This window comes from Salinicola sp. RZ23, from assembly GCF_003206675.1.
GTDB lineage: Bacteria > Pseudomonadota > Gammaproteobacteria > Pseudomonadales > Halomonadaceae > Salinicola > Salinicola endophyticus.
On the sequence record NZ_PZJK01000018.1, the window covers coordinates 72,988 to 90,204 of the forward strand.

15 protein-coding genes are annotated in these 17,217 nt (G+C 66.4%); 10 read left to right on the top strand and 5 right to left on the bottom strand.

The annotated features are described in order from the left end of the window. Positions 1-6: 6 nt before the first annotated feature. The 5 genes from DOM67_RS18180 to DOM67_RS18200 form a co-directional block, all read right to left on the bottom strand. Positions 7-1,005, bottom strand: a complete 999-nt coding sequence (locus DOM67_RS18180) for a dipeptide ABC transporter ATP-binding protein (RefSeq protein WP_110678544.1) — start codon at positions 1,003-1,005, stop codon at positions 7-9. Next, complete coding sequence (locus DOM67_RS18185) at positions 1,002-2,045, bottom strand: oligopeptide/dipeptide ABC transporter ATP-binding protein (protein WP_110678546.1); 1,044 nt, start codon at positions 2,043-2,045, stop codon at positions 1,002-1,004. Before DOM67_RS18185 ends, DOM67_RS18180 begins: the two co-directional genes overlap by 4 nt. Before the next feature lie 63 nt (positions 2,046-2,108). Beyond that, on the bottom strand, positions 2,109-3,008 hold the full coding sequence (locus DOM67_RS18190) for an ABC transporter permease subunit (protein WP_110678548.1): 900 nt from the start codon (positions 3,006-3,008) through the stop codon (positions 2,109-2,111). Between the two features lie 11 nt (positions 3,009-3,019). Continuing rightward, positions 3,020-4,024 carry an ABC transporter permease subunit gene (locus tag DOM67_RS18195; RefSeq protein WP_110678550.1) on the bottom strand — a complete coding sequence of 335 codons (1,005 nt, stop codon included), beginning with the start codon at positions 4,022-4,024 and terminating at the stop codon, positions 3,020-3,022. A gap of 73 nt (positions 4,025-4,097) precedes the next feature. After that, positions 4,098-5,687: an ABC transporter substrate-binding protein gene (locus DOM67_RS18200; RefSeq protein ID WP_110678552.1), complete on the bottom strand. Its 1,590-nt coding sequence runs from the start codon at positions 5,685-5,687 to the stop codon at positions 4,098-4,100. A gap of 382 nt (positions 5,688-6,069) precedes the next feature. Between DOM67_RS18200 and DOM67_RS18205 the strand changes: the two genes are divergently transcribed. The 10 genes from DOM67_RS18205 to glpK all read left to right on the top strand — a co-directional run bounded on the left by DOM67_RS18205 (position 6,070) and on the right by glpK (position 17,099). Then, positions 6,070-7,041 carry a LysR family transcriptional regulator gene (locus DOM67_RS18205; RefSeq protein WP_110678554.1) on the top strand — a complete coding sequence of 324 codons (972 nt, stop codon included), beginning with the start codon at positions 6,070-6,072 and terminating at the stop codon, positions 7,039-7,041. A gap of 125 nt (positions 7,042-7,166) precedes the next feature. Further along, complete coding sequence (gene dctP / locus DOM67_RS18210) at positions 7,167-8,219, top strand: TRAP transporter substrate-binding protein DctP (protein ID WP_110678556.1); 1,053 nt, start codon at positions 7,167-7,169, stop codon at positions 8,217-8,219. Between the two features lie 84 nt (positions 8,220-8,303). Then, complete coding sequence (locus tag DOM67_RS18215) at positions 8,304-8,825, top strand: TRAP transporter small permease (RefSeq protein WP_110678558.1); 522 nt, start codon at positions 8,304-8,306, stop codon at positions 8,823-8,825. Beyond that, entirely contained in the window at positions 8,822-10,102 is a 1,281-nt protein-coding gene (locus DOM67_RS18220; RefSeq protein ID WP_110678560.1) for a TRAP transporter large permease, read from the top strand. The genes DOM67_RS18215 and DOM67_RS18220 overlap by 4 nt, the downstream gene beginning before the upstream one ends. Positions 10,103-10,109: 7 nt before the next feature. Continuing rightward, the gene (locus DOM67_RS18225; RefSeq protein ID WP_232825315.1) at positions 10,110-10,892 is read left to right on the top strand and encodes a M15 family metallopeptidase; all 783 of its coding nucleotides are present in this window, start codon (positions 10,110-10,112) and stop codon (positions 10,890-10,892) included. A gap of 155 nt (positions 10,893-11,047) precedes the next feature. After that, positions 11,048-12,112: an iron ABC transporter permease gene (locus tag DOM67_RS18230; protein ID WP_110678650.1), complete on the top strand. Its 1,065-nt coding sequence runs from the start codon at positions 11,048-11,050 to the stop codon at positions 12,110-12,112. Next, positions 12,109-12,903, top strand: coding sequence for an ABC transporter ATP-binding protein (locus DOM67_RS18235; protein ID WP_110678562.1), 795 nt, complete (start codon positions 12,109-12,111; stop codon positions 12,901-12,903). The genes DOM67_RS18230 and DOM67_RS18235 overlap by 4 nt, the downstream gene beginning before the upstream one ends. A gap of 280 nt (positions 12,904-13,183) precedes the next feature. After that, positions 13,184-14,698 carry a glycerol-3-phosphate dehydrogenase gene (gene glpD / locus DOM67_RS18240; RefSeq protein WP_110678563.1) on the top strand — a complete coding sequence of 505 codons (1,515 nt, stop codon included), beginning with the start codon at positions 13,184-13,186 and terminating at the stop codon, positions 14,696-14,698. 127 nt (positions 14,699-14,825) lie between these two features. Continuing rightward, positions 14,826-15,533 (top strand): MIP/aquaporin family protein, encoded by a 708-nt coding sequence (locus DOM67_RS18245; protein WP_232825316.1) that lies wholly within the window; start codon positions 14,826-14,828, stop codon positions 15,531-15,533. Between the two features lie 57 nt (positions 15,534-15,590). After that, on the top strand, positions 15,591-17,099 hold the full coding sequence (gene glpK / locus DOM67_RS18250; RefSeq protein ID WP_110678565.1) for a glycerol kinase GlpK: 1,509 nt from the start codon (positions 15,591-15,593) through the stop codon (positions 17,097-17,099). The last annotated feature ends 118 nt before the right edge of the window (positions 17,100-17,217 follow it).

Genomic DNA, 17,217 nt, shown 5'->3' on the forward strand with positions numbered 1-17,217 from the left:
ACGAGTTCAGGAAGCCGCCTGGCTGGCTCGGGTCTCGACATGGATACAGGCCACGCTGACCGCATCGTCCACCGGCTCCAGCGGCGGGTCGGTGCGGCTGCAGGCCTCGGTGGCACGATGGCAGCGCGGGGCGAACGGGCAGCCCGGCGGCGGCGCCAGCGGCGAGGGCGGCTCGCCCTTGAGCCGCACCCGCTCGCGACGCCGGTTGGGATCGGCGACCGGGGTGGCCGAGAACAGCGCCTGGGTGTAAGGGTGGCGCGGCTGACTGAACACCGTCTCCGCCGGCCCCGTCTCCACCGGCTGGCCGAAGTACATCACGATGACGTCGTCGGCGATGCGCCGCACCACCGAGAGGTCGTGGGAGATGAACACGTAGGCCAGCCCGAACTCCTCCTGCAGATCCGCCAGCAGATTGAGCACCTGGGCCTGGATCGACAGATCCAGCGCCGAGACCGGTTCGTCGAGCACCAGGATCTTGGGGTTGAGCATCAGCGCCCGGGCGATCGCGATACGCTGGCGCTGGCCGCCGGAGAACATGTGTGGGTAGCGGTCGGCGTGCTCGGGCCGCAGGCCCACCTTCTCGATCATCTCCAGCGCCGCCGTGCGCCGCTCGCTGGCGCTCATCTCACGACGGTTGAGCTTGAGCGGCTCCTCCAGCATGGTCGCCACGGTCTTGCGCGGGTTGAGCGAGCCATAAGGGTTCTGGAAGATGATCTGCACCTCGCGGCGCAGCGCCGCCGGTGGACGTTGCCCCGGCTTGAGCGCCACCGCCTGGCCGTTGATGGTCAGCTCGCCACTGGTGGGCGGCTCGATCATCGTCAGCACCCGGGCCAGGGTCGACTTGCCACAGCCCGACTCGCCGACCACCGCCAGCGTCTGACCCGCGAACAGCTCGAACGAGGCCTCGTTGAGCGCCTTGACCGTGGCCGGCTTGGAGAAGGGCCCACCCTTGATCTCGTAGTAGCGCGTCAGATGACGCGCGCGCAGTACCGCTTCACGGCTCATGGACGCACCTCCGGTCGCGACGGGGAAGATGTCTCGGGCGAGACGCCGGGTGAAGGTCCGGAGGATGGCTCGGCATCCGGCCGCCCGAGCGGATAGTGGCACAGCGTGCGCGCCGGGTCGTCCGGCGCCGCCACCGGCTCCACCTCGCGGCAGCGCTCGGTGGCATAGCGACAGCGCGGGTTGAACAGGCAGCCCGTGGGGCGGTCGTGCTGGCCCGGCACCACGCCGGGGATGGTCGGCAGCCGCGTCTGCCCCGCGGCGCGCTCCGGCAGGGCCGAGAGCAGCGCCTCGGTGTAGGGATGGCGCGGATGGGCGAACAGCGATCTCACCTCCTGCTGTTCCACCTGGCGCCCGGCGTACTGCACGATCACCTGCTTGGCGGTCTCCGCAACCACACCCATGTCATGGGTGATCAGGATCAGCGCCATGCCCTTCTCCTCCTGCAGCTTGAGCAGCAGTTCGAGGATCTGGGCCTGAATGGTGACATCCAGCGCCGTGGTCGGCTCGTCGGCGATCAGCAGCCGCGGGTCGCAGGAGATCGCCATGGCGATCATCACCCGCTGACTCATGCCGCCGGAGAGCTGATGCGGATACGCCTTGATCCGCCGCGCCGGGTCGGGAATCCCCACCTGGGCGAGTAGCTCCAGCGCCCGCTCGTGGCGCTCGCGGCGCGAGCCGCCCTTGTGCTGCTTGATCATCTCGTCGATCTGGGTGCCCACGGTGAAGCACGGGTTCAGGCTGCTCATCGGCTCCTGAAAGATCATCGACATCTCGCCGCCGACGATGCGCCGGCGCTGACGCGAGCCCAGCTGCTGCAGATCCTGGCCGTCGAAGGCCATGCGCTCGGCGCTGACCTGGGCGGTCCACGGCAGCAGCCCCATGGTCGCCAGCATCGAGACCGACTTGCCCGAGCCGGACTCGCCCACGATCGAGAGCACGTCACCGTGGTCGACCTGGATGTCGACGTTCTCGACCGCCGTGAACAGGCCGCTGTTGGTCTGGAACCGAACGCTCAGGCCTGCGATATCAAGTAATGCCATGTGAACTCCTCATCGCGTCGCCGTGCCCGCCCCGGACGCCAGGCGCCGGGGTGGGCGAGGCGCTCACGATCGTTTCATCTTCGGGTCCAGCGCATCGCGCAGCCCGTCGCCCATCAGGTTGATCATCAGCACGGTCAGCAGAATGATCAGCCCCGGGAAGGTGACCGCCCAGTAGGCGCTCCCCATGAACTCGCGCGCGTTGGCCAGCATTGCGCCCCACTCGGGGGTCGGCGGTTGCACGCCCATGCCCAGAAAGCCCAGCGCGGCGATATCCAGGATCGCGGTGGAGAACGACAGGGTCGCCTGCACGATCAGCGGCGCCATGCAGTTGGGCAGCAGGGTGTTGAACATCAGGCGCATGTGGCCGGCCCCGGCCAGACGGCTGGCGGTGACGTACTCGCGGCTCTTCTCGCCGATCACCGCAGCGCGCGTCAGGCGCACGAAATAGGGCAGCTGTACCAGCGCGATGGCGATCATCGCGCTGGTCAGCCCCGGGCTCAGGATCGCCACCAGACCCAGCGCCAGCAGCAGGCTGGGAAAGGCCAGCACCACGTCCATCACGCGGGTGATCACGGTCTCGACCCAGCCACGGAAGTAGCCCGCCAGCAGCCCCAGGAAGATGCCGCCGCACATCGAGATCAGCACTACCATGGCACTGATCGAGAGCGAGTAGCGGGCGCCATAGATCAGTCGCGAGAGAATGTCGCGGCCCACCGCATCGGTGCCCAGGATGTAACGCCAGCTGCCTTCGGCGTGCCACACCGGCGGCACCAGCAGTGCCGAGCGGTCCTGCAGTGCCGGGTCGTGGGGCGCCACCCAGGGCGCCAGCAGAGCTACCAGAAACACCAGCGCGATGAAGATCAGCCCGACCAGGGCGCCGCGACTGGCGCTGAAATCCTTCCAGAAGCTGCCCAGCTGATAGCGAAAGGTCCCGGGCGCGGCAGGGGTAGAAATTGCAGCCATTTTTTGGGCCCTCAGTGACGGATGCGCGGATTGATGACCCCATAGGCCACATCCACCAGCAGATTGACGATCATCACGATGAACGCGATCAGCACCAGACCGCCCTGCACCGAGGGGTAGTCGCGCCGCGAGATCGCATCGATCATCCACTTGCCGATGCCCGGCCACGAGAAGATCGTCTCGGTCAGGATCGCCCCGGCCAGCAGCAGCCCCACCTGCAGCCCGATCACCGTGACCACCGAGATCAGCGCATTGCGCAGGGTGTGCACCATGATCACGCGGTAGCTGGAGAGCCCCTTGGCCCGCGCCGTGCGCACGTAGTCCTCACCCAGCACCTCGAGCATCGAGGAGCGGGTCTGACGCGCGATCACCGCCAGCGGAATGGTGCCGAGCACGATGGCGGGCAGGATGAGGTGGTGCAGCGCCGAGAGAAAGGCGCCCCAGTCACCGGCGAGCAGGGTGTCGATGGTCATGAAGCCGGTGACCGGCTCGATGAAGTACAGGAAGGAGATACGCCCGGAGACCGGGGTCCAGCCGAGGGTGCCGGAGAAGAACATGATCAGCAGCAGGCCCCACCAGAAGATCGGCATCGAGTAGCCGGTCAGGCTGATGCCGACCACGGTGTGGTCGAGCGTCTTGCCGCGCCGGATCGCCGCCAGCACTCCGGCCGGCAGGCCGATGATCACGGCGAAGGTGAGCGCGAACAACGACAGCTCCAGGGTCGCCGGGAAGCGGCTGAAGAACTCGTGGACCACCGGCGAGTGGGTGACCAGCGAGTTGCCCAGGTCGCCGTGCAGGAGCCCCTTGAGGAATTCCCAGTACTGCACCGGCAGCGGCCGGTCGAAACCGAACTGCGCCTGGAGCTGGGCGTAGCGCTCGGCGGAGATCCCGCGCTCGCCCGCCATCAGCAGGATCGGATCGCCCGGCAACAGGCGAATGAAGGCGAACGCCACGATGGTGACGCCGATGAAGGTCGGCACTAGCTGAGCCAGCTTGACCAGAATGAACTTGAACATAGTGAGGGTCTGACTAGTCATGCGCGGACACGGGACAGCCGCCAGGCTGCCCCGTGTCCGCGAAGGGAGGGAGTTACTCTTGGATGTCGACGCCTTCGAAGCTATGCAGACCCAGCGGATTGATCACATAGCCGGTGACCTCCTTGCGGATCGGCATGAACACCGTCGAGTGGGCCAGGGTGTCCCACGGCGCCTGCTGCTTGAAGATCACCTGCGCCTTCTCGTAGAGCTTGGCGCGCTCGGCCTGGTCGTCCAGCGTACGCGCCTGCTGGATCAGATCGTCGAACGGCTTGTAGCACCACTGCGAGCGGTTGGCCCCGCCCACGCCGGCACAGCTCAAGAGCGTCCCCATGAAGTTGTCCGGATCGCCGTTGTCACCGGTCCAGCCCAGGATCACCGCGCCCTTGCGGTCGACGGCGGAGGCGCGCTTGAGGTACTCGCCCCACTCGTAGGTGACGATATTGACGTCGACCCCGACCTTGGCCAGATCCGCCTGCATCAGCTCGGCGGCACGCCGGGCGTTGGGCATGTAGGGGCGCTGGACCGGCATCGCCCAGATATCCATCTTCAGGTTCTTCACCCCGGCATCCGCCAGCATCTGCTTGGCCTTCTCGGGGTCGTAGGGGTCATCCTTGACGGCGTCGTTGTAGCTCCACATGGTCGGCGGAATCGGGTTCTTGGCCACTTCCCCCGCGCCCTGGAACACCGCGTCGATGATCGCCTGCTTGTTGATCGCCATATTGAGTGCGCGGCGCACTTCCGGCTGATCGAACGGCTTCTGCTGGGTGTTGTAGGCGAGATAGGCGACGTTGAGACCCGGCTCCTGGAGCACCTTGATCTCGTCGTTCTTTTTCATCGCCTGGACGTCGGACGGATTGGGGAACGGCATCACCTGGCACTCGCCCGCCATCAGCTTCTGGTAGCGCACCTGGGCATCCGGGGTGATGGCGAAGACCAGGTTGTCGATCGGCTGCTTGCCGCGGAAGTAGTCCGGGTTGGCCTGGTAGCGGATCGCTGCGTCTTCACGATAGGCGACGAACTGGAACGGGCCGGTGCCGATCGGCTGCTGGTTGGCCTGCTGCGGCTTGCCCTCGTCGATCAGCTGCTGCTCGTACTCCTGGGAGTGGATCGCAGCGAAAGGCATCGCCAGGTTGGCCAGGAACGGCGCATTGGGCTCGGTCAGCACGAACTTGACGGTATGGTCGTCGACCTTCTCGATCGACTTGATCAGCTCTCCCATCGACATCGCGTTGAAGTACTCGAAGTTGCCGTTGGCGAGCTTGTAGTAGGGGTTGTCCTTGTCCATCTGGCGCTCGAAGCTCCAGATCACGTCGTCGGCGTTGAGCGGTCGGCTGGGGGTGAAGAAGTCGGTGGTCTGGAACTTGACGTCGTCACGCAGATGGAAAGTCACGCTCAGGCCGTCGTCGGAGACTTCCCAGCTCTTGGCGATGGCCGGCTCCAGCTCGGTGGTGCCCGGCTTGAACTGCACCAGCATGTTGAAGACCGTCTCGCTGGTCGCGTCGAAGGTGGTACCGGTGGTGTAGATCGCGGGGTCGAAGCCCTCCGGCGAGCCTTCGGAGCAGTAGACCAGCGTCTTGGCCATGACCGGGGTCGCACCCATCATCATGGCCGCCACACCGGCAGCCAGCAGCGTCTTTTTCATTGGAGATTCTCCTGCACAGCGGTCGCTGTCATTGTCTTTGTCGGCTTGTGGCCGTTTGTTATGCGTTTATCGTTGTCGCATTGCCCGCCACGGCTAGGCCCAGCGGGCAGTCGCCTGAGGTTAGTTCCTCAATTAGCGTTTAATCAATTGTCCGATAGCGTGAGACACGGTGCTTGCACTGGCGGCGCAATAGGGTTACACGCGCCAGCCACCGTGGCGACGCCGGGTCTGCCCCCCTCGGCCATCCGTAATGGCTCACGGGGCCTCGCGCCAGGCGTAGCGCCCAACCGGGGCCCGACATGGGCATGGGCGCACCGGAGGAGGATAATGGCCACGCCGCCCGCTCACGGGCGGCGTTACCGCCCACCTGGCCGAGGCAACGATGAGCCCGTTCAAGACCCGTGCCCTGGAGTATCTCGATGCCGTCGTCCATCACGGTTCGCTGCGGCGTGCCGCGGCGCATCTGGGGGTCAACCCCTCGGCGCTGAGCCGCCAGCTGCGCGGGCTCGAAGAGGAGCTGGGAACCGCCGTGCTGGCGCGTGCGGCACGCGCCACCCTGACCCCGGCCGGCGAGCTGCTGCTGCGCCACTACCGTGATCAGCGCGCCGCCGAGCGCGCCACCCTGTCGCGTCTCAACGCGCTACAGAACCTCGAGCGCGGCGAGGTGCGCGTCGCAGTGGGTGAAGGCTTCATCGCCGATTTGATCTCGACGCCGCTGCAGCACTTCCTCACCACCTACCCCGGGTTGGAGATCGAGGTGCGCATGGCCGGGCTCTCCGAGGCGATGATGCTGGTGAAGGAGGACGCGGTGGATCTGGCGCTGCTGTATGCACCGCCGGAAGATCCGCAGTTGATCTCGCACATCGACCGCCGCCAGCCACTCGATCTGATCCTGCCAGCCGGCCATTCCCTGGCGGCAACGACCACACCGCTACCGCTGGCGGCGATCGCCGAGCATCCGCTGGCGCTGATCGATGGCCACACCGGTATGGGCCAACTGGTCGGCATGGCGCTCTATCAGGCGCACCTGGCGTTCCGCCCACGCATGAAGACCAACTCGGTCTCGGTGCTCAAGAACTTCGTGCGCTCGGGGCTGGGCGTGGCCTTCATGCCCGAGCTCAGCGTGGTCGAGGAGATCGGCGAGGGCAGCATCGTGGTGCGCGAGGTCGAGCCGCGTCTGCTCAGCGACGCCCGCACCCGTATCGTCAGCCAGGCCGAGCGCCCGCTGACGCTGGCGGCCCAGGCCTTTATCAAGCATCTGCGCGCCAGCATGCGCTTTTTCAGCGGCGACGCCCCGCGTGTTGCTTCAAAGGCAACAGGCATGACATTGAAAGGTCAACGAGGCAACAGCTAGGGTAGCGTTGGCAGTGCGGCCTGCGCCGCGCCGCCCCGGTTCGCCCGACAATGACTCTTGCGACGACTTTTCAGACACCGAGTCCTCCGACAACGAGTCCTCCGACAATAACAAGGAGAAGCTCCATGCCCCTGTCCAAGCGCCGCCTTGGTGGTCTACAACAGGCCCTGCTGGCCGCCCTCGCCACGGGTCTGTTGGCCGTGACCAGCCCGGTCAACGCCGCCACCACGCTCAACCTGAGCTACAACGGGCCGCCCGACGCCGACAAGAACGCCGTGCATCTGTTCGCCACCAATCTCAAGCGGCTGGTCGAGGAGAAGAGCGACGGCGACATCCAGCTCAAGCTCTACCCCAACTCCATGCTCGGCGAGGAGCAGGAGCGCATGGAGCAGGTGATCAACACCCCCAGCCTCAATATCGCCTCTTTCGCCGGGCTGTCGCCGATCGTGCCCGAGATCTATGTCAGCGCGATCCCGTTTCTGTTCGAGGACTATCAGGCCGCCCACCGTTTCTTCGACGAGGGCGAGTACTGGAAACAGGTCGAAGGCGCGCTCAAGCAGCGCACCGGGGCCGAACTGCTGGGTGTGATCGAGGAGGGTGGCTTTCTCGACTTCACCAACTCCAAGCGTCCGATCCATAACCCGGACGACTTCAAGGGGCTGCGCTTCCGCGCCATGGACCCGAGCCAGGTGGCGCTCTACGAGGCGTTCGGCGCCTCCGGCACCCCGATCCCCTGGAGCGACACCTACATGGGGCTGAAGACCAACGTCGCCGATGGCCAGATGAACCCGCCGATGTACATCATCATGGGCAGTCTCTACGAGGTGCAGAAGTACCTGACGCTGGCCAACGTGCAGTACTCGGATCAGTTCCTGGTCGCCAACGGGAGCTGGTACGAGGGCCTCTCCGACGCCGACCGCCAGGCGCTCGACGCCGCGGTGAAGGAGGCCAATGCGCTCAACCGCGAGGATGTCGAGAAGCGGGTCGACGCGCGTATCCAGTTCCTGGCCGATCAGGGCATGGAGGTGATCGAGCCTTCGGCCGAGGATCTCGCCGCCTTCCGCGACAAGGGGCAGCCGGCCTATATCCGCTGGCTGCAGGAGGATCAGGGCATCGACCGCCAGTGGATCGAGACCGCACTCGACGACGCCGGCCAGCAAGGACTGCTCTCCCAGTGATAGCGCGCTGACCGCGCCCGCCCTTCCCTCCTACTGCCAAGAGGCGCGCGCCGCGGCGAACTGCCGGCGGCGCGCGAAGCCACCATGTTCCGAGATACCCTGCTGAGCCTGCTGGGGCGACTGACCACCGCGCTGGGCGGCGTGGCGCTCGTCGTCACCCTGATCGACATCCTCTACGGCGTCGTCACGCGCTACCTGGTCGGCCAGGCGCCGATCTGGAGCGACGAGCTCGCCCGCTACTGCCTGATCGCCTCGACCCTGCTGATCGCCGGCAGCGTCTGGGTGCGCGGCGAGCACATGCGCGTGGCCCTGCTCGAGCGCCACCTGGGCAACACCGCCCGCCGCCTGCTGCTGGGCTACCAGTGGCTGCTGACCCTGGCGCTGGCCGTGGCGCTCACCTGGTGGAGCTGGCACTACGCGCTCTCGGTGGGCTACTTCACCTCCCAGGGCCTGGGGATCAGCCGCACCATTCCCATGCTGGTCATGCCGCTGGGCTTCGGCCTGCTGGCGCTGCAGGTGCTGCTGTACGGGCCGCGGGCGCTGCCGCAGCCCGGTAGTGACGAGAGCACCGATAGCGCAGCGACCCCGCCGGAGGCCCGCCCATGATGGTCGCGACCATGTTCGCCGCGCTGCTCGCCAATACCCTACTCGGCCTGCCGCTGTTCCTGACCCTGATCGTCACCGCGCTGGTGGGCTTCGTCTTCATCGATCCCGGCCTGGTCGCGCGCATGCTGCCGCAGCAGTTCTTCGGCGGGCTCAACAGCTTCTCGCTGATGGCGATTCCGCTGTTCATCCTCGCCGGCAACCTGATGAACGCGGTGGGCATGACCGAGCGCCTGATGCGCGTGGCGCGGCTGTTCGTCGGCCATCTGCGCGGCGGGATCGGGCATGTCAACGTGGTCGGCAGCGTGTTCATGTCCGGCGTCAACGGCTCGGCCGCGGCCGATGCCTCGGCGCTGGGCTCGCTGCTGGTGCCGGCGATGACCCGCGAAGGCTACTCCACTGCCTTCGCCGCCGGGCTGACCGCCGGCAGCTCGCTGATCGGCCCGATCATCCCGCCGAGCATCTTCATGATTCTCTACAGCGCCCAGACCAACACCTCGGTGGGCCAGCTGTTCCTCGGCGGCGTGGTGCCGGGGTTGCTGCTGGCGCTGGCATTCATGACGATGAACGCCATCCATGCGCGCCGTGTGGGGCTCCAGCGGCGCGCCTCGCTGCCCGCGCGGTCCGAGATCGGCACGGCGCTGCGCGGGGCCATGCCGGCGCTGGTCGCGCCCTTCATCATCGTCGCCGGCATCGTGCTGGGGCTGGTCACACCGACCGAGTCCGGCGCGCTGACGGTGCTCTACGTCGCCCTGTGTGGCCTGGCGCTGAAGGCGCTGTCGCCGGCTGCCTTCTGGCGCGCGGTGGTCGAGACCACCCGCCTGAGCGCGGCGATCTTCATGATCATCGGCATCTCCTCGGTGATCAGTTGGGAGCTGGCCTACGCGCAGGCCCCGGAACGCTTCGCCGGGCTGCTCGAACCCTTCATCGAGTCGCCGATCCTGGTGCTGCTGATGCTCAGTGCGATCACCTTCGTCACCGGCATGTTCATGGAAGAGGTCTCGGCGCTGATGCTGCTCTCGCCGGTGTTCACGCCGGTGGCGCTGGCCGCCGGTATCGACCCGGTGGCGCTGGGCGTGATCATCACGCTCAACATCACCATCGCCCTGATCACGCCGCCGATGGGTGCCTGCCTGTTCATCGCCGCGGCGGTCAGCCGGCTCGATATCACCGTCCTGTTCCGCACCATCTGGCCGTTCATTCTCACCGCGGTGAGCGTGCTGCTGCTGCTGATCGTCTTCCCCGGCCTGATTACCTGGCTACCCCACACTCTGGGCTGATTGCATCTTGGACACCCTTCGCTCGACCGTGACCGACCCCACCCTAAGCCCCATCCCGGCGCCGACCGACCCGGACTGGACGGCGATCGGCGCGCTGCCGATCGCCGACGCCGGCGGCGGGCTGATGCCCCTCGGCCTGGCCGCCCCGACCCTGCGCACGCTGCCGATCTACCACGCCCTGGGTGTGCCCGGCGCGGTGCCCGAATGCTGGGCCCGCGAGGCGGTCTACCTCCGCCTGCTCACGGTGGCCCGCCGCCTGCCCGCGGGCCTGGGGCTGGTGGTGCTGGATGCCTGGCGCCCCTATGCCGTGCAGCGTTACCTCTACGACACCTTGATGGGTCTGATCGAGATCCGCTACGCCGATCACGACGAAGCCGAACGTCGGCACCTGGCACGCGCCTTCGTCTCGCCGCCCAGCGTGAACGCCGAACGTCCGAGCCCGCACCTGACCGGCGGCGCGGTGGATGTGGCGCTGTGCGACGCCGACGGCGTGCTGCTGGAGATGGGCTCGGCCTTCGACGAGGCGTGCGCGGCGTCGCATACCGTCCACTTCGAACACGCCGCCGACAGCGAGGCCGCGCGCACCTGCCGCGCGCGCCGGCGTATTCTCTACCACGCCATGATCGAGGCCGGCTTCGTCAATCTGCCCAGCGAGTGGTGGCACTACAGCTACGGCGATCAGATGTGGGCCTGGTATCGGGACACGCCCCAGGCACTGTTCGGCCCCAGCGCCCCGGACAGCCTGGAAGCGCGCTTCCAACGCTCGCTGGGGCTGCCCCAGGTACGCTGAGCGGAGCGTACCTGCGCCGCCTGTGCTACCCGCCCGGCGCGCAGGGTGGTGGTTACCCGCCGGGGTCGTCTGTACAGGATGACGGGCGGTGTTATGATCGAGAATCATTTTTGTTCGCCCGCGGATTCTCCCTCCATGCCCTGCCGCTACCCGTCATGACCGCCTCCGTTGCCGCCTCGTCCAGCAGCGCCGATCGCTATCTTTCCCGGCGCCGGCGCCACTATGCGCTGATCGCGGTGACCGCCGTGCTCACCTGCCTGTCGCTGCTCGCCGATGTCGCCATCGGCCCCGGGCACTATCCGCTGCCGGCGGTGGTGGCGGCGATCGTCTCCCCCGACAGCGCGCCGACCACGCTGGCCATCGTGGTGTGGGAGATCCGCCTGCCGGTGGCGCTGATGGCGGTCGTGGTGGGGCTGTCACTGGCCAGCGCCGGGGCCGAGATGCAGACCATCCTCAACAACCCCCTGGCCGACCCCTTCACCCTCGGGGTCTCCGCCGCCGCCAGCTTCGGCGCAGCGCTGGCGATCGTGCTCGGGGTCGGCCTGCTGCCCGGCGGCGAGGCACTGCTGACCACGCTCAACGCCTTCGCCATGGCGATGCTCGCGTCACTGCTGATCTGGCTGGTCAGTCGGCTGCGTGGGGTCAGCGTGCAGACCATGGTGCTGATGGGCATCGCGCTGATGTTTTTCTTCAACGCCCTGCTCGGCATCCTGCAGTACGTCGCCTCGGCGCAGTCCCTGCAGCAGCTGGTGTTCTGGTCGCTGGGCTCGCTGTCGCGTACCAGCTGGCCCAAGGTGGGCATCGCCTGCGCCGCGCTGGCACTCACGCTACCGGTCTTCTTCATCGCCGGCTGGCGCCTGACCGCACTGCGCATGGGCGATCTGCAGGCGCGCGCCATGGGCATCGATGTCCCCCGGCTACGGCTGCTGGTGCTGCTGTGCTGTTCGCTGCTCGCCGCCACCGCGGTCGCCTTCGTCGGCACCATCGGCTTCATCGGGCTGGTGGGGCCGCATATCGCGCGGCTGCTGGTGGGTGAGGATCAGCGTGTCTTCCTGCCGCTCTCGGCGCTGGTGGGGGCGCTGCTGATGTCACTGACCTCGATCGCCTCGAAGACCCTGATCCCCGGCGTGCTGCTGCCGATCGGCATTCTCACCGCACTGATCGGGCTGCCGTTCTTCGTCTCGCTGATCATCAAGAGCCGGCGCGAGGTGTGGGGATGACGCTGACGGTAGAAGCGCTATCGGTGACACTGGGGCGCACGCCGGTGCTGCAGGCGGTCACCGGGCTGCGCGCCGCCCCCGGCGAGGTGACCGCGCTGATCGGCCCCAACGGCGCCGGCAAGTCGACCCTGCTCAAGGCGATCGCCGGGCTGGTGCGCTACCACGGCGAGATTCACCTCGAGACACAGGACCTGGCCGGGCTGGCCCACGCCGAGCGCGCGCGGCGGGTCTACTATCTGCCCCAGGAGAGCACCACCCGAGCTGCGCTGAGCGTGTTCGAGGCAGTCCTGCTGGCGCGGCGCACCACCCATCCGGCGCGCGGCCGCGAGGATCTGGCGCGGGTCGAACGCCTGTTGCACACGCTGGCGCTGACACCGCTGGCCGAGCGTGACCTGGGCCAGCTCTCCGGCGGCCAGCGCCAGCGCGTGGCGATCGCCCAGGCGATCGTGCGCGAGCCACAGGTGCTGATGCTCGACGAGCCGACCAGTGCCCTCGACCTGCACCACCAGCTGCAGGTGCTGGCGTGGCTGCAGGCCACGGCCCGCGATCAGAGTATCGGCGTGATCATCGCCATCCACGATCTGAGCCTCGCCGCGCGCTTCGCCGACCATCTGTGGATGCTGGGGGCCGGCGGCCGGGTATGCGCCACCGGCACGCCACGGGAGGTGCTCAATGCCGCCCGGCTGCGCGAGGTCTACGCCATTCACGCCCACGTCGAGTGGCCCGCGAACGAACCACCCCGGGTAACACCGCTGGCGGCACTAAACCCGCTCGGTGGTGTCGAACTCTGAAGGCGCAGAATCGTCAGCGCCCCTCCCCTACGCCCCGCAGTCGGGACACAGGTAAATGGATGTTGTGATACGAAAGAACCCGTATTCTCGACACCCATATCTTTTCACAATCGAAACCCTCCAGGCACTCCTCGGAAAACCTCTTTACCCACTCATTTCATAGAGATACCCGAAAGAGCCCTCTCTATCCGCATGCCACTACGACCTTTGTCTCACATCCATGATGTTCACTTTCGCGCAATAATGATTCAAAGCGAATCATTAGAGAGCGAACTCGAACATGCGGACAGACACCTACGACCTGATTGTCATCGGCGGGGGGATCAACGGCGCCGGCATTGCACGAGATGCCGTGGGTCGAGGGCTGTCGGTACTGCTGGTCGAAGCCGATGATCTCGCCAGCCACACCTCGTCGGCCTCCACCAAGCTGATTCACGGCGGCCTGCGCTATCTGGAGCAGTACGAGTTCAAGCTCGTGGCCAAGGCGCTCTCCGAGCGGGAAGTCCTGCTCAAGATGGCGCCCCATATCATCTGGCCGATGCGCTTCGTGCTTCCGCATCAGAAGCACCTGCGACCGGCCTGGATGATCCGCACCGGCCTGTTTCTCTATGACCATCTCGGTGGCAAGCAGTCGCTGGCGAACTCGCACGGCATCAAATTCGCCGACCATCCGGCCGGTGTCCCGTTGAAAGCGGCGTTCACCAAGGGCTTCGTCTATTCGGATGCCTGGGTCCAGGATGCCCGGCTGGTGGTGCTCAACTGCATGGACGCGGCCGATCGCGGCGCGCGGATCATGCCCCGCACCCGGGCCGAGACGGCGACACGCAGCAGCGATGGCTGGGCGGTCTCGCTGAAGACCGCCGAAGGCGAAACCCTCGAGGTGCACGCACGCGCCCTGGTCAACGCGGCCGGCCCCTGGGCGGTGCGCTTCCTGGACGATATCGCCGCCCAGAACCACCCCTACTCACTGCGCCTGATCAAGGGCAGCCATATCGTGGTCGAGCGCCTGTTCGAGCATGACTACGCCTATATCTTTCAGCAGCCGGATGGCCGCATCGTCTTCGCCATCCCCTACGAGCGCGACTTCACCCTGATCGGCACGACCGATGTCGAACACTCGGGACCGCCGGGCAAGGTGGCGATCGAGCCGGACGAAATCGCCTACCTCTGTGAGTCCATCAACCGCTATTTCGAGCGCTCGATCAGTGCCGACGACGTGGTCTGGAGCTACTCCGGCGTGCGCCCGCTGCTCGATGATCACGAAGACAACGCCAGCGAGATCACCCGCGACTACCGCATCCAGATCGACACGGCCGGTGGCGCGCCACTGCTCAACGTCTTTGGCGGCAAGCTGACGACCTACCGCCGGCTGGCCGAGGATGCCGTCGACCAGCTGGCACCGACGCTCGGCCAGCGCGAGAAGTCCTGGACCCACAACGGCCATCCGCTGCCGGGCGGCGATGACGCCAATCCGCAGCAGCTCGTCGCGTCGTTGCAGACTCGCCACGCCTTTCTGCCATCGGCGATGGCGACCCGTCTGGTGTTCAACTACGGCACCCGAGCGCTGACGATCCTGGGCAAGGCCAAGTCCCTGGCCGACCTCGGCGAACACTTCGGCGCCGATCTCTATGCCGCCGAAGTCGATTACCTGTGCGAACACGAATGGGCGCGGACCGCGGAAGACATTCTCTGGCGCCGCTCCAAGCTAGGGTTGCGACTCGACGACCGCGAGCAGCGTCGACTCGCCGACTATCTCGCAGCATCCGCTGCCCACACGGAGGAAGAAAAAGCGTAAACGTCCACCCAGTCACGCTCCGGCCATCGGCTTCACGATCGATCCGTCACCGCCGTTCAGGTCCGTTCGGAGCACACCACATCTAGACGAGTATCACGGGAGTCCTATGGGAGTCATAGAAAAGATAGTGCTGCACGAGATTGCCGGTACGGCCTGCATGACGCTGCTCGGCTGCGGCGTGGTCGCCAACGTGCTGCTCAAGAAGACCGGCGGTCACAATGGTGGCCCGCTGCTGATCTTCTTCGGCTGGGGGCTCGCCGTCTATTGCGGCGTGTGGATCGCGTTCGATACCGGGGCGCATCTCAATCCGGCCATCACACTGGCACTGTGGCTGGGCCCGGCCACGGAGTACGCGAAAGGCATTCCCATCACCCTGGACAATACGCTGGCCTACTTCACCGGCGAATTCGTGGGTGCCTGGCTGGGTGCGGTGCTTTGCTACCTTTGCTACAAGAAGCAATACGACGACACCGAGGATGCCACCACCATCCTGGCCACCTTTTCGACCATCCCCCAGATCCGGTCGCGTGTCTGGAACTGCGTGACCGAAGCCATCGGGACCTTCGTGCTGGTGTTCGTCGTCATCATGTTCGGCCATACGCCCAACGGGTTGGGGCCCTTGGCCGTGGCGCTGCTGGTGGTCTCGATCGGCGCCTCGCTGGGCGGGCCCACGGGCTATGCGATCAACCCTGCCCGCGACATGGGGCCGCGTCTGGCCCACGCCATGTTGCCCATCAAGCACAAGGGCACCAATGACTGGGGCTATGCGTGGGTGCCCTTCGTCGGCCCGATCACCGGCAGCATCCTCGCTGCACTCGTCGCAACGGTCTATTGAGCTGCAACGGGCTCTTCAGAGACACGTCGCCTCACCATTCGGAAGGAGAGATCTCCCATGAGTGACAAGAAGAAATACATCCTCGCCATCGACCAGGGCACCACCAGCTCGCGAGCCATGCTGTTCGATCACCAGGGCAAGATCGCCGGCCTGGCCCAGCGCGAATTCGAGCAGATCTTCCCGCGGCCGGGCTGGGTCGAGCACAACCCGCGCGACATCATGACCAGCGTGCTGACCACCCTGACCGAGGTGATCAACAACTCTCAGGTCAACGTCGAGGAGATCGCCGGTATCGGCATCACCAATCAGCGCGAAACCACGGTGATCTGGGACAAGCACACCGGTCAGCCGGTCTACAACGCGATCGTCTGGCAATCCCGCCACTCGGCCGAGATCTGCGACGAGCTGCGTAGCGCCGGCCATGCCGACAAGGTCCGCGACAAGACCGGCCTGGTGATCGATGCCTACTTCTCGGGGACCAAGATCAAGTGGATCCTGGATAACGTCGATGGCGTCAGGGAGAAGGCCGAGAAGGGCGACCTGCTGTTCGGCACCATGGACTCCTGGCTGATCTGGAACCTGACCGGCGGTGCCGAGCACGTCACCGACGTGACCAACGCATCGCGCACGCTGATGTTCGATATTCGCGAGCGCCGCTGGGACCCGGAGCTGCTGGAGATGCTCGGCGTGCCGGAATCGATGCTGCCCGAGGTCAAGTCCTCCAGCGAGATCTACGGCTACATGCTGCCCAAGTTCCTGTTCGGCACGGAGCTGCCGATCGCGGGCATCGCCGGCGATCAGCAGGCGGCACTGTTCGGTCAGGCGTGCTTCAAGCCCGGCATGGCCAAGAATACCTACGGCACCGGCTGCTTCACGCTGATGAATACCGGCACCGAGGCGACGATCTCGGACAACGGCCTTCTGACCACCATCGCCTGGGAGATCGACGGCGAGGTCGAGTACGCGCTGGAAGGCGCGATCTTCGTGGCCGGTTCGGTGGTGCAGTGGCTGCGCGACGGGCTGCGCATGCTCGGCAAGGCCTCCGACTCCGAAGCCTACGCCGAACGCGCCGGCGACAACGAGGGCGTCTATCTGGTGCCGGCCTTCACCGGTCTCGGCGCGCCCTACTGGAACTCCAATGTGCGGGGGGCGATGTTCGGCCTGTCGCGCGGCACCAGCAAGGAGCAGTTCATCCGCGCGGCCCTCGAGTCGATGGCCTACCAGACCGCCGACGTGCTCACGGCGATGCAGGCCGACGCGGGTATCGATCTGACCGAACTGCGCGCCGACGGTGGCGCCATCACCAACAACTTCCTGGCCCAGTTCCAGGCCGATATCCTCGGTGTCGACGTGCTGCGCAGCGAGATCAGCGAGACCACCGCACTCGGCGCGGCCTACCTCGCCGGACTGGCGCTCGGATTCTGGGAATCCCGCGAGCAGATCTCCGAGCAGTGGGCGATCGAACGCCGCTTCGAACCGGCCATGCGCCAGGATCGACGCGACGCGCTCTACGACGGCTGGAAGCGGGCGGTACAGGCGACCATGGCATTCCAGGTCGCTTCATAAGCGTCCCGCACCTCGCGTCGGAACCGACAGGGCCCGAGTCCTCTCAGCCGGGAGGCTCGGGCCCTTGTCGTCCCATCGGCCGGACACACCTCCACCCCCACCTGCCGCCAGGCGCTTC